General features: G+C 73.2%; 9 protein-coding genes. 5 read left to right on the top strand and 4 right to left on the bottom strand.

Features of this window, described 5'->3' with window-relative positions; genetic code table 11:
• Positions 1 to 1,360: 1,360 nt before the first annotated feature.
• Positions 1,361 to 1,594 (top strand): hypothetical protein, encoded by a 234-nt coding sequence (locus tag ACF053_RS27215; protein ID WP_391956416.1) that lies wholly within the window; start codon positions 1,361 to 1,363, stop codon positions 1,592 to 1,594.
• A gap of 2,335 nt (positions 1,595 to 3,929) precedes the next feature.
• Here the strand turns inward: ACF053_RS27215 and ACF053_RS27210 are convergent.
• Complete coding sequence (locus ACF053_RS27210; RefSeq protein WP_391956415.1) at positions 3,930 to 4,316, bottom strand: DUF6233 domain-containing protein; 387 nt, start codon at positions 4,314 to 4,316, stop codon at positions 3,930 to 3,932.
• Positions 4,317 to 4,518: 202 nt separating this feature from the next.
• On the opposite strand from ACF053_RS27210, the gene ACF053_RS27205 reads away from it, so the two are divergent.
• From ACF053_RS27205 to ACF053_RS27195, 3 genes are all read left to right on the top strand, one after another.
• Complete coding sequence (locus ACF053_RS27205) at positions 4,519 to 5,007, top strand: relaxase domain-containing protein (RefSeq protein WP_391956414.1); 489 nt, start codon at positions 4,519 to 4,521, stop codon at positions 5,005 to 5,007.
• A 247-nt stretch (positions 5,008 to 5,254) separates the two neighbouring features.
• Positions 5,255 to 5,716: a hypothetical protein gene (locus ACF053_RS27200; protein ID WP_391956413.1), complete on the top strand. Its 462-nt coding sequence runs from the start codon at positions 5,255 to 5,257 to the stop codon at positions 5,714 to 5,716.
• A gap of 221 nt (positions 5,717 to 5,937) precedes the next feature.
• Complete coding sequence (locus ACF053_RS27195) at positions 5,938 to 6,285, top strand: hypothetical protein (protein WP_391956412.1); 348 nt, start codon at positions 5,938 to 5,940, stop codon at positions 6,283 to 6,285.
• Between the two features lie 421 nt (positions 6,286 to 6,706).
• On the opposite strand, the gene ACF053_RS27190 is transcribed toward ACF053_RS27195, so the two are convergent.
• Both ACF053_RS27190 and ACF053_RS27185 read right to left on the bottom strand, forming a co-directional pair.
• Positions 6,707 to 7,597 (bottom strand): hypothetical protein, encoded by an 891-nt coding sequence (locus ACF053_RS27190; protein WP_391956411.1) that lies wholly within the window; start codon positions 7,595 to 7,597, stop codon positions 6,707 to 6,709.
• A 58-nt stretch (positions 7,598 to 7,655) separates the two neighbouring features.
• The gene (locus ACF053_RS27185; protein WP_391956410.1) at positions 7,656 to 8,402 is read right to left on the bottom strand and encodes a hypothetical protein; all 747 of its coding nucleotides are present in this window, start codon (positions 8,400 to 8,402) and stop codon (positions 7,656 to 7,658) included.
• Positions 8,403 to 9,342: 940 nt separating this feature from the next.
• Here ACF053_RS27185 and ACF053_RS27180 point away from each other — a divergent pair.
• The gene (locus ACF053_RS27180; protein ID WP_391956409.1) at positions 9,343 to 9,633 is read left to right on the top strand and encodes a hypothetical protein; all 291 of its coding nucleotides are present in this window, start codon (positions 9,343 to 9,345) and stop codon (positions 9,631 to 9,633) included.
• Between the two features lie 1,503 nt (positions 9,634 to 11,136).
• On the opposite strand, the gene ACF053_RS27175 is transcribed toward ACF053_RS27180, so the two are convergent.
• The gene (locus ACF053_RS27175) at positions 11,137 to 11,355 is read right to left on the bottom strand and encodes a hypothetical protein (RefSeq protein ID WP_391956408.1); all 219 of its coding nucleotides are present in this window, start codon (positions 11,353 to 11,355) and stop codon (positions 11,137 to 11,139) included.
• Positions 11,356 to 12,620 lie beyond the last annotated feature (1,265 nt).

Genomic DNA, 12,620 nt, shown 5'->3' with positions numbered 1-12,620 from the left:
GTGTTTGCCGCCTCCGGCCGCCATGCCGCCTGCCTCCAGCCGTGCAGTCCTACCGCCCGTTGTCCGCCGTCGTGTCCAGAGCCGGTGTCGCAGTCGCCGTCCGGCCTCCCGGCGGCTTCCTGGCGCGGGTGTCTCGCTGCCCGTCCGTCCCCAGGCGTCCGGCCGCGGCGGTGCCGCCGGACCGAGGCCGACCACCGTCGGCTTCGGTCTCCTGGTCGCCGCGGTCGGGCACGCGGAACGTGAACGGCACCTTCAGGTCGCCGTGCAGCCGGTTGTAGATGACAGCGGCCTCCACACCACGCTGCCAATGCTCGTGCTCCGGGTTCAAGACCCGTCGTCCCACTGTCACCTTTGGGCCCGTTCGGCGTCCGTCGTCCAGTCGTGTGGGGGCCGCTTCCCGCCCGGGGGCCGCCCGCGCCCCGCCGCCCGTGCCCCGGCCGCGCCGGGTCCTGCTGTCTCCTCAGCTGTCCGCTGCTCGTCCGTCGATCACCGTTCCCCGGCCGTGCCGTCGTGCCGTGCCGCCGTCCCTTCGCCGGTCTCGCCGTGCCGCGCGCCTCCGCCGCCACCGCCCCGCCGCCCGTCGGGTGCCGTCTCCGCCGCTGAGCCGCTGAGCCCCGGCCCCCACGCCGCCCATCCCCCGCCTTGTCGGGCGTCCCGTCGCGCCGAGCTCCGCCGCGGGGACGACGCGGTGGCCCGTCGCTGTGCCGCCCCGCTCCCCGGTCGCGCGCCGCCGCCGATCTGCCGCCTCTTCGCCACCGTCTGGTTGCCGCTTCCCGGTCTTGCACCTCTGTCTGGACGAACGGAAGGCGAACCCCGTAGGAGGTGCTACGGAGGTGGCGAGAGCCAGGGCACGGCGCACAACGCTGCGGCCGCCCCGTGCCTTGGCCGCTTACCGCTCCGGGACACCTGACGACCTCGCCACGAAACCACACGAGGCTTCGCTCACGAGAACGTGACGCCACTTCCGCGGGGTGGCGGCTCGGGAGGGGGGATCCGCGGGTCCAGATCGCCGTCGAGCGGCCGCCTGTCGAGTGGACCGCTGAGCCCACCCCACCTCGTCCGCCGCCGCCGATGGCCTGGCGCACTTCCACTGTCACAAACCATCTTCGTCTGTCCATAACTAAGGCGGAGTGGAGGAACGGCTAGCCCCAGCCTGGCCCTGATAAAGAGCTGTAGACCCGCAAACGTGCTGGTCGAAGCCTTGAGCGGGGCAATTGCGCTGGGCCTTGCAGGGCTAAGGGCGTGTGGTCGCACGCCGCTGTCCGCCCCGCACCCGGCCGCTGAAAGCGGCCAGGGCACGGGCGTTGCTGTGCTTTGTCTGCGGACCGCCCGCAGGCGCCTACTCGGGAGGGGAACCTTCATGTCCACTGCTACCGACCAGTACCAGCAGCCCATCCAGCCGGCCTCGCAGCCTCCGGGCACCGACCCCGTACTGCTCCTACTCCTGGGCATCGTCGTCGCCCTGGTCCTGGGCACCACCGGCTATCTGTGCCTGGCCCACCCCTCGCTCGTCGCGCCACTCGGCGCCATGGGCACGATGGCATCGGTGCTGATCGCCGCGTTCGGTATCGCCTTCGCCCTGCGCCGCCGGTAACGACTACCCGTCGCGGGACTCGCACCCCTCGCTCAGCCGTAACCCGCCCGGCGCTGCTGCGCGCCGGGCGCCGCCGCGGGTCCGGCTGACCCCGGCATCCCGAGCATGCCGCCCATTCAGGACCGTGGGTACTCCGTGCCGGTAGGGAATGCGCGGGCTTAACAACCGCGCCGCCGAGTCGGCGCCCCCGTCGCGCTGTGCTGCGCCGCCGGGGGGCGGTGGTCTCTCTCGCCCTGTCGCCGTGCCGCTGTCGTTCGCTGTTGTCCCGCCGGGCCCGTTGTGCACTCCCCGCTGCCCGGCCTCCCCCCGGCTGCGCGTTGGTCGCTGGCTCGCCGTCCGGTCTCCCACCGCTGTGGCGCCCTAACTCTTCTGCGGCCGACCGGTCCCCGCCGTTCCGCCGCTGTCGCCTCGGGGCCCCGCCGGATCGCCGTCCCGCCGCCGCTTTCCGGTCGGGGGGCGCCGAGCGTCCGCTGTGCCGCCGGCCCGCTGTACCACCGCCAGGTCGCGCCTGTGGCCGCCAGTCTCTGCTCCTCGGCTCGTTCATCGCTGCGCTGGCCTGGCGCACCGCTGGGCCGCTTCTCGCCGTGTTCGTCCTACCACCGTGGTCCGCCGCCGCGTCCTGAACCAGTGTCGCGGCCGCAGTCCGGTCGCGGTCCGGCTTTCGGGCGGCCTCCTGCCGCAGGATGCTTCGCCGCCGCGTTTGCCCGCCGGGCCGCTGCCGCTGCGTGCCGAGACTCCCTCGCGAGGCTGGCCGGTCACCTTCCATCGTCGCGAGTTCGGCCCCGGACGCCCCCTGGCAGCCGCGCTGCCGCCGCCCCGCCGTCCTCTGTTGTGCCGTCGGCGGGCCGGGCCGCCACATGCTGCCGCTCCCAGCCGCTCGCCCCTCCGCCACCGCATGTCGATCGCTTCCCACCCGCCGCTGCTGCCTGCTCGCCGTCTCCTGTGGCCGTGGCGTCCTAGCTCCGCCGCCGTCCGTGTGGCCGGCGGTACTGGCGCCGTGGGTCCCGCCTCGTCCGTCGTGTGGCCGCTGTCCCGCTGCTATGTCACGGGCCGTCTGGCACCACCGCGCCTGGAACCTGGTCGCCGTGGCAAGGGGCCACTCTGTTTGTTGGACTTGTGGATCACCATTCCCGCTGCGCCGCGGCGCCCGGAGATCCCGCCGCCGCGTGCGCCGGGCAGCCGCCGCTCCCCGGTCACCGTCCTGCGGCTGCTAAACCCCAACGTGCCGCCGGACAGCACGCCGTCCCCGAGTGGGGTGTGCTCCGTGGTCTGCTCGCCGGTCGGTGACGTTACCGGGGTGGCCGACCGCGCGCCCTCGTGGCGGCCCCGGCCTGACCTCGGGCCATCCGGTCATCGTGCTCGTCGCGTGTCCACGCCTCATCCACCCCCGGCCAGCGCGGTCCGCGGCGTGTTGGCAGGGGCGGGTGCACCGCCGTCCCTCCGCCTTCCCGCTAGCTGCGGGTCGGGCCGCAGTCGTCCGCCAGCCTGTGCCGCCCGTGGTCGCCGTCCCCGCGCTGCCGGGCGCGCGCCGTCCTGCCGCTGTGGCGCCTCAACTCTGCTGCTGGGACTGCGGTCGTTGTTCCGCCGTCCGCCGTCCGCCGTCCGCCGTCCGCCGGGCGTCCGGCCCGGATGTCCCCGCCGCCGCGCTGTCTCTGAGCGGCCTCCGCCCCGCTGTTCCGCCGTCGGCCAACCGGGCTGCCGCGCGTCGCCGCGTCCCCCTGTTCCGCCGCTGGTGTTCACTCTGGCGTGCTGCCGTCGCAGGGGCAGCGTCGCTGTCGTCCCCGGTCCGGTTACCACCTCGCCTGGGTCGTCGCTGTGGCTCTCGAGCCGCCCCTGCCTGGTCCAGAGGCAGCCGCCGTTCAGTTGCCGGGCCTGCGCCGAGGACCCGGCGCCCGGGCCCGTGTTGTTTCCGATCGGGGCTGTTGTGCCCCATGGCGCCGTTTGCTGCCGCGTCTGCTGGATTCCGCCCTGGGGCCGTTCGCTGGCCGTGACTCGTCCTCTGCACCACCCCGTTGCCCGTCCGGCTGCTGGATCCCGCTGAGCTGCCGCTACGTGGCGTCCCACCACTGTCCCGCGTGTGGCTACTGCACCCCGGCAGGTGCCCCGGCCGCGCGCTGCCGGGTGGCCGCCGGACTCCTGCCGCCTTCGTCCGCCGCCGTCCTGCCGCCTGTCCGCCGCGTCGCCGTCGGCGTGCTGCGCCACCGCTGGTTGCCGGGTGGCCGCCGGGCCGCCCCTGGCCCGCCACCGTTGTGCTTCATGCCGGTGCCGTCGGCCTTTCGCCATGCTGCGCTGCGCCCGCGGGGCGTCCTCAGCTCTGCGGCTGGGGGTGGCCGGGTTACCGCTGCCCGCCGCTGCCCGGTGTCCCGCCGCTTTCCGGCCGCGCGCCCGCTTGAATCGCCGTCGTCCTGAGACCGTGGCGTCCCGTTGTGGGGTCGGTTGCTCGACATTCCGTCTGCCGCCGCGGGCGGCGGCCCGGACGTTCCACCGCCCGCAGGCCGGGCCGCCCCCGGTGTGCCGGCCGCCGTCCCGCCGGGCTGCCGCCGGGCTGGTATCGGGCACTGCCTGCGGCCCCTGTGCCGTGCTCTCCGGCGTTCGGGATGCCGAGGTCGGTGTCGGGCCGGCAGACCACGCACGCTGGCACTCCCTCGGCCAACGCCCGGCGCGCCGCGTCCTCCGGCAGCTTCCCGGCCCTGGCTTTCGTCTGCCGTCGGCCGACCGCCACACCGGCGTCCTACCGGTGCTTGTTGGTGTCGTTCGGGTCGTGGTGTGCGTGCTGTCGGAGAGCGATGACATTCGCGTCCGGCCCGGGGTCGCTTCCCGTCTGGCGGGCACTTGAGAAGAAAGTTCGGCTGCTGCTCCCGCCTGGCGGGACGCCGGGCTGATCGGCCTTTTCTTGCAGGTCAGAGCCGTGTGGCGTGGTCTGCATGACAGTCGACATCAGGGTGAGTTGGGCCGGTTGGATGTACCGCTACTACCTGCGCGAGAACGTCGTCGGCGACGGCCGCCGCCCGGCCCGCACGCCGCTGCGCGCCACCCAGGAGCAGGTCGGTGTCCCGGCCGGGCGATGGATGGGCCGCGGCCTTGCCGCGCTTGGACTTGCGCCGGGTGAGGAGGTCACCGAGGCGCAGCTGCGGAACCTGTTCGGCGAGCGGGGCCGCCACCCTTACGCGGACCGGATCGAGGCCGACCGGCTCGCCGCGGGCGAGTCGGCGAAGAAGGCGTATCGGGCCGGCGCCCTCGGACGCCGGGTCACGGTGACGGGCGTGGACTTCGTGTTCCGGCCGCAGCCGACGATCTACCTGTTGTGGGCGCTGGGGGATGGGGAGACGCGGCGGGTGATCGAGGCCGCGCACGAGCGGGCGATCGAGCGGGTGCTGGAGTGGATCGAGGACGAGGTCGCGGTGATCCGCTAAGGCAAGGACGGCATCTACCGGGTGAGGCCGTCCAGCGGTCTGGTCGCCGCTCGCTTCCGCCACTACGAGGCACGCTCCGGTATGCCGCTGCTCCATGACCATCTGCTGCTGTCCGGCCGCTCGCGCGGCTGCGCGCCTGGTGGAAGACGAGCGCGATCCTCACCTCCGGGGTCGCCGCCAACGTCATATCTCCCTCCTCGAGCACGCCCGCGCCGCGGCCGCCGTGATCCGGGCACGGTTCGCCGCCGTGGTCGACGTAGCGCTGGCGGCCGTCGACGTCGCCGCGACGGTGTTCGTGATGAACGAGGGCGGCCGCTTCCACCGCCGGCACCTGCTCACCGAAGCCAGACGCCACCTCGCCCTCGTCCTGCGCGGCCAACTTCGCGACCCCGGCCTGGACGACAGAATCGTGGCCGCCGTCATCTCCACCCACTGCCTGGACATCACCGAGCCGAAGACCGTACGTGGCCGGGAGGCCGGCTACCGCCTCTACACCGCCCGGTGGGCCCTGTCCGACCTCCCCGCCCGGCGCCGCCCACTCACCCCGCCCCGACCCGGACCGGCACCCCCCGGCCGATTCCGGCGAGCCAGCTGCGCCCCGGGCTTCGGGCCAGGACGCGCCCGGTGCGCCCAGATGACCAGCAGGCGCACCGCCCACAGCAACCCGGAACGCACCGCGGCCGGGAGGCCGGCCACTGAGTGGACCTGATGGCGCGCACCGAGTGCGGTGGTGCGCACCGACGACGCCCCGCGTCCACTTCACCGAGTGGAGCCCATCGGCCTGAAGTGGACGCCATCGACGGGAGTGGCGCCCGCGCCTCCACCCGGGTCCACTCCACCGCACCGCCTCTACCCGGTGCGCACCACTCCCGCGCGCCGGCCGCACCAGTGCGCGCACCGCCCACCGAGTGGAGGCGCACCGGATGGACGGTGGTGCGCACGGGTTGGACGCAGATCGAACGGGACTGGGTCCGGCGCGCCGAGGGCTGCTGGGGCGAAGTCCGCCGGGTACTGCTGACCCGCGAGCAGACCATCGAGTACAAGCTGCTGTCGGCCGAGGGCAAGCACGGCGGCCCGAGATGGCCAGCCTTCGCCGAGCGCTACAGCTTCGACCCCGCACGTCCGGTGCAGTGGGAGGTGCAGGCGCTGGATCCGGACGAACTGCAGCGCCTGGTCCTGGCCGACGTCGAACCGTACGTTGACCGCGCCGTGCTCGAGCAGCAGATCGCGAGCGAGGAGGAACAGCGCCGCGCCCTGGCCGACTTCTTCGATGGCTGAGGCGCGGCACCGGGTGCCTCTCGCGCTGTGGGTGGTCTGGCCGGTGTGATCGTGGGTGGATCAAGAGGTAAGGGCGACCGGGGGCCTGTGCTGCCCAGGGGATTGGTGGTGCGTCGTCTGCTGGAGCGGCAGCAGGTGGGGGAGCGCGCTACGCGGCATGTGCGTGCGGTCGCTGAGACGGTGGGTGGCTCCGAGCGTACGGTGTGGCGCTGGCTGGAGCAGGCGAAGGTGACCGGGCAGGTGGAGGCGCCGGTCTGGCAGGGGTATGCGATGTCGGACGAGGTGTGGGAGCTGCTGGGTGAGGGGGGTGGAAATGTCTCGGAGCTGAGGCGTCGGCTGGTGGCTGCCGGCGGCGAGCTGCCATTTCCGTCGATGTCGACGTGGAGCCGGGGCAGCGACACGCCCGGAGCACCCGGACACCTCAGTCCGCGCGGAAGGCGACGCGGACCGCGTTGCCCGCCGGGATCACGAGCACGCTGCCGCCCGTCTCGGACCAGTTCTCTGGGATGAGGAATATCCGGCCGTTCACCTCCGCGAGGAGGCGCAGGCCCTCGTACCGGTACCGGAACCGCTGCGGGTGGTCGGCGACGGGCAGTACGGTCTCGCGTGCCTGCCGGGGCGGGAAGTGGAGCCGCTCCGCCGTGTCGACGATCACCGCCGGGCGCAGCCACAGATTGCGCGCCAGATACCGGGCGTCGTCGTCGCCGTGCTGCTTCGCGTACGCGTGGACCGCCCAGAAGGACGACAAGCCGACCAGCGCGGCGACGAGCGCGAGCGCCAGCCGCTCGCGCGCCACCGGGTAGTCGGCGCCGTTCAGCTTGAAGAACAGGGCCCGGCCGTACACGACCAGCACCAGTCCGCTGCCGAGCAGCAGTGGGGTGTCCATGGCCCCGGCGCCCCACACGCCGAGCCCGCCGAGCATGCCAAGCGTGAAGAGGACCAGGCCGCAGACCGAGAGCAGGTACGCCGCGAACCGGCCGCCCGGCGGCAGGGGGCCGCTCCTGGCTCCCAGCGCGCGTGCCGCGTAGTAGACCAGGACGGCGACCAGCGCGACGGTGAGAGCGGCGCCGGCGGGTACGTAGAGGGCGCCCGCGCTTCGCAGCGCGTAGTCCTGGGTGGAGAAGCCGAGGGTCGCCGCGTCGACGCCGAAGTGCGCGTAGAGGGCGTCGGTGTAGGCGAAGCCGAAGTACAGCAGCAGGGCGCCGATGAAGGTGGTCGGGGCGAGCAGCGTGGCGAGCGTGATGGCCCAGTTGCTCCAGGGGCGCCCGGCGCTGTCGGAATCCCCCTCGGCCGTGAGGGGCCCGTCGGCCATGGGGCCCCATCGTTCCTCCGGTTCCCTTCGGCCATACGGCCCCCTTCGCTCGGGCGGCTCAGCCGACCCCGTCGGACTCACCGGTGCCCCCGTCGGTGGTTTCCCCCGTGGTCTCGCCCGTGGTCTCGCCGGTGGTCGTCTCCTCGGTCGTCTCGCCCGTGCCCCCGTCGGTGGTTTCCCCCGTGGTCTCGCCGGTGGTCGTCTCCCCGGTGGGCGTCTCTTCGGTCACTTCGCCGGTGGGGGTCAGTTGAACGGAGAGCGCGTCCTTGTCCTCACCCCTGAACCCGCCCTCGTCCCGAAGGGTCACGCAGATGATGCGCGGCTTGTTGGAGGTCACGTCTCCCTGTCCCCGAGGGAAATCGAAGGTCGCCCTGAAGTCCTTCGTCTTCGGCGGGACGGTGACGGTCTGGCTCGATGGGGACATGGGTTGGCGCTTCCCGTCCGGCGAACAGTCCACGACCGCGACCGTGCCCACGTAGGGTTCGGACGACGGATTCTCCACGAACTTCTCGTAGGTCTCCGGTAAGTAGCCATCGAAATCGTCGGAGAGCCGGCCCGCGCGGCTGAAGCTTCCGCTGTCCTTCTCCCGCCTCCGCCGCTCCTGCGCTTCCTCGTCCTGGTCGCCTCCCCCCGTCGTCCCGGCGGTCGCCGTGGCGTCCGAGGCGACGCCGCTCTCGGGGGTCCGGTCCTCTCCCTCCGACCCGGAGGAGCAGCCGGTCAGCGGGGCGGCCCCGGTACAGAGGAGAACGAGCGCGAGAAGCGCGCCCCTGGTCCTGCTACGACGACGAGTCGTCCGGCCACGCATGGAACCTCCCGATCCGGGGCTGTCGGAATGGACTGCATCCGTCCCGTGTCCCGGCAGCCTAAAACGGCGTCATATCGGGTGAAACCGCCGTTCGGGTAACTGTCCCGGATGGCCCGCGTGCGCCTGCACGAGGCCCTCTTGGCGCAACTCCGTTCGGGTCTTGCCCAGACCGGAGCCGTGTGCGGTCCCCTTGCGGGCGATCGGGTCGATGTCTTCCAGCTGCTCGCGCCGCTCCGCCGACAGGGCCCCGGGCCCACGACTCCACCGGCAGCGCCTCGCCGCGCATACGGCAAGCCGGTCAGGTCCAGGCCGCCCGCGTGGACCAGGTCGAAGGCGACGTAGTGCGCTGGCCGCTCCCACCCGCCCCGTGCTGCGGCCGCCCCGCGGCGGCCCAGACGCTGTTGGAGCCGTTCGAACGCCAGCCGGCCGCCCTCCCACACCACCAACTCCCCGTCCAGCCCCGTGTCCGCCGGCAACTGCGCGAGCGCAGCAGGACCGGACTGTCCACGGCCACCGTCAGCATCGGTGCAGGCAACGACCACGTCATGCGCTCATCCCTTCTACCCCCGCACCCGTCCCGGCCGGGAACGGAGGAGTCCACCCGACAAGCGACACCCCGGCCCGCGACGCCGGGCCCCCGGGCGGTAGGCGGCGGTTAGGCTCGCTCCCAGCCTGCGCCGGTATGGAGCGGAGCGTGTGGGATAGGCCCCGGTCCCCGGCTGACGGGACCGCAGTACGGCCGGGGCCGCCCCACACCCGCGCTCGTCAAGCGCGCGGTCCCGCCCGCGGCGGCTTGTGCTGGTCCTGGTACTCGGCATCGGCGGGCTGCCACGCATGCGTGCTGCTCGTCGCTCCGCCCCGCGCCGCCGGTCGGTTGGGATGCGTTGTGCTTGTCTGCGCCAAAGACTGGTCATGTAGGGCTGAGGAGGATCACTTCACCTTGGCTGGTGTGCAGCCGGATAGGAGCTGGTTGAAAGTGGAAACAACTGAGTGTAAGAGCGCCAAGAAGTCCCTTGAGCGGGCCGTGCGGGAGGAAGAGGGCACTCGAAAGCGTCTAAATGCGCAGCAGCGCAAGCTTGAGGAACTACGCGTCAAGGGCGCGCATCCGGATGTTATCGCTGCACAGGAAGGCAGGGTGCAGGACGCCGCTGATGAGGTATCGAGTGCCGCCGAGGCCGTGGAGGGGTGGCAAGACGCGGTCAAGATGGCTTGCGACGGGCCACTTTCGTGAGCGATGCAAGCGAAATCAGGGGAAGGTGATGGGCGTCGTGTGATGCGCATGGGCGTGCGTCATACGTCTTCGCCGCTGCCGCGTCGCCGCGTCGCTTGAGGGCCAGCCCGGCGGCGCGCCCGCCGACAGCCGCCGCCCAGGCCCCGTCGGCCCGGCCTGGCCGGTCGGGTGCCGGAGCTGTATCTCCGCCCTCGCCGTCCCGCCGCTGTCCTGTTGCTGCGTGTCGAGACTCCCCCTACGGGGCCGGCCGGTCACCTTCCATCGTGTTGTGCCCGCGAGTCCGGGCCCCGACTTTTCCTGGCAGCCGCACGTTCGACGGGTGGCGGGCGCCCCGCCGCCCTCTATTGCGCCGTCGGCGGGTCGGGCCGCAATATGCTGCCACTCCCAGCCGCTCGTCCGCTGCCACTGCTCCGCGTGCCGTCGGCACCCCGCGCCGCCCGCTGCCGTGCCGTAGGCGTGTCGCCAAGCTGCCGGTCCCTGGCGCCCCGCCGCTGCGCCACCGCCACCGGGCTACCGCCGTCGGGCGGCCATAGCGTTCCGTCTCCGCCGCTGAGCCCCAGCCCCGGCCCCGCGCCGGTCGTGCCCCGAGCCGCTGGGCCATCGCGCCATGCTCCCGCCGTCCCGTCGCCGGTTTCCCGGCCGTCCGCTTACCGACCGGGCGCTGCCGGTTGATCGGTCCCCGGATTCCGCCGTGCCGGGCGCCTCGCCGACGCCGGACCGCGCCGCGGGCGTGGTGCGGTGGTCTCAGGCCCCGCCGCGGGGTTGCCGTGTGCCGTCGTGGTGTCGCCGAGCCGCGGCTGTGTGTCACCGGGCAGCGCCTTTGGGTGTTGTGCCTTGCCTTGCAGGTCCTCGCGTGCGCCGAGCCCGAACAGCCGGTTCCTGCCTCTTAGCCTGTGCTCTCCGCCGCTGTCCTGCCGCCGGGCGGCTTCCCGCTGTGTTCGTCCTGCCGCCCGAGGTCCGCCGCGGCGTTCCGAGCCGGTCTCGCGGTCGCCGTCCGGCCTCCCGGCGGCCTCCTGCCGGTGCCTCGCCGCCGCGGTTGCTCGCCGGGCGGGGCCGGCGCCCCGCTGTCCGATTGCTGTACCGCTCCCCGCCGTAGGGCCGTCCCGTCGCTGTCCGTCCGCGTCCGTGCGCCGCCTTCACCGCCTGTGCCGGGCCGCGCCCTGCCTGCCCCGCCGTGCGCGTCCGGGGCCGCCCGCCCGCCGCCGGGGGGCCACCCCTGTCGCCGTCGGGTCACCGCGGCCGGGCCGCTGCGGGCCGGGTCGTTCGTTCCGCCCTCGGCTCCCGGTTCCCGGCCCTCGACATCCGGTCTGTGTCCGGCTTCCGGCATCTTTCGCCGTCCGGCCGCGGGGTGGCCGTGATGCCCGAGCGGCCGCCGTCGCGCCGGGCCCCGGCACGCCGCTGCCCCACCGTCCTCTGTTCCGCCGTCAGCGGGCCGAGCCGCATGCGGGGGCCTGACACTTTTTGGAACCGTGCGGGGGCCATGTCGAGGCACTGTGGTTGGGGTTATGGGCGTGGTCGGCGGCTGATGCGGTAGATGAGGTAAGTGATGCCGAGGATGATGTCGGCGGCTGCCCATAGAGCGATGACCAGACCGACCCCTATGGCGGTGCCAAGGTTCTCGGCGTCATTGCAGACTGGTTGGCCGAGGGTGCCGCAGTCCTCCGGCGTGCCGGCTCCGCTTACGGTGCCCATGATCACCCAGATCAGGAACAGCAACTGCACGGCGAGGAAGATCCACAAGAACACTCTGCGCGGGCGTCGCCGAGGGCGACTGCCCTGGCTCGGCTGGTCGTTCGGACGGGGACCCCACTGAGGCGAAGCCATGACCGTGACCCCCTTCCCCATGGACGAGGCTGGCCTACCCCTTACTGAAACGGTACGCCTGACCTGCGGGAAAGACAGCCCGCATGCCCCGCTATGCCACTTCGTGATCTGGGCTGGCTGTCCACCTGTTCCCTGTGTGCTGACCCCGCCTTCCCTGGCCCTGGGCGTTCGCGGGGGTGCTGCCCCGTGCCTGCGCCCCTGCCGCTCGTCGTCCGATCGCCGCCGCCCCGGGGTCGCTGCTCCGTCATGGTGCCCCCGGTCATTCCCTCCCCGACCTCCCGGGCCCGTGACCTGTCTCCGGTGCTTGGGCCCCCCGGGACACCCGGGCTCTGTCCGCGCGGCCTTCGGCCCGGCCCGCGGGGGCTGCCGGTCGTCGCGCTTGCCCGCTGGGCCGCTGCTCTACTTTCCGGTCGCTGTGCCGCTCCCTGATGTCGCGCCGTCCTGCCACCGTGCGCCGCCGGGTGGCCGCTGGCTTCCCGGCGCCGACCCGGCGCGGCCTGGCTGACCTGGTCCCGGCCGGGCGTCCCTGCGGTTCCACCGCCGAGCCCTGGCCGTGTGTTGCCGGACTGCTGCCGGGCGGTGCCTACAGGTCGGTGCCCCGGTGCCGCTGCTCCCTCGCCGCACCGCCGCCGCTGTGCTGGTGGGGTTTCCGGTTCCCGTTGCGCGGCCCTGCGTGCCGACCGCCGCCGTGCCGCAGTCGTCCTGCCACCCGGTGGCCCGTCCCAGCGCCGTAGCCGCACCGTAGGGTGCCACCACTGGCCGTTGGACTGCCGCTGTGCCGCCGTCCGGTCGCCCGCCACCGCTGGTAGGGCCGGGCGACTGAGCCCGCTGCCCGCCGTCCCACGGCCGCGGTTCCGTTGCCGCCCGCGTGCCGCAGGCCCCACGTCGCTTCCGGCCGTGCCGGGGCTCTGCCTCTACCGGGTGTGGCGGCCGGTGGATTCCCGGTGCCGGGTGTCGCCGGTGCTGTTGTAGGGCCGGGCCTGAATTCGGCCCGCATCTCGGCCTCCGGCCGCCGTGCCGGCGCGCTGCCTCTGACCGGCTGCGCCCTGGGATGGTCACCACCTACAGTCGTCGTGCCGCCGCCCTGGATTGCGTAGCCGCGCCGTCGCAACCTCGCTGTGCCGTCGGTGCTCCGCCACTGGCCGTTGAACTGCCGCTGTGTC

It is taken from the genome of Streptomyces kanasensis (assembly GCF_043077165.1).
GTDB classification, from domain to species: Bacteria; Actinomycetota; Actinomycetes; order Streptomycetales; family Streptomycetaceae; genus Streptomyces; species Streptomyces changanensis.
Note: the sequence above shows the minus strand (reverse complement) of the source record. Positions and strands in the feature narration are given on the sequence as shown.

Excerpts from the sequence above, each read along its gene's own strand:
- ACF053_RS27185 (WP_391956410.1), bottom strand. The coding sequence starts at position 8,402 with ATGCGTGGCCGGACGACTCGTCGTCGTAGCAGGACCAGGGGCGCGCTT.
- ACF053_RS27215 (WP_391956416.1), top strand. The coding sequence starts at position 1,361 with ATGTCCACTGCTACCGACCAGTACCAGCAGCCCATCCAGCCGGCCTCG.
- ACF053_RS27205 (WP_391956414.1), top strand. The coding sequence starts at position 4,519 with ATGACAGTCGACATCAGGGTGAGTTGGGCCGGTTGGATGTACCGCTAC.
- ACF053_RS27190 (WP_391956411.1), bottom strand. The coding sequence starts at position 7,597 with ATGGCCGACGGGCCCCTCACGGCCGAGGGGGATTCCGACAGCGCCGGG.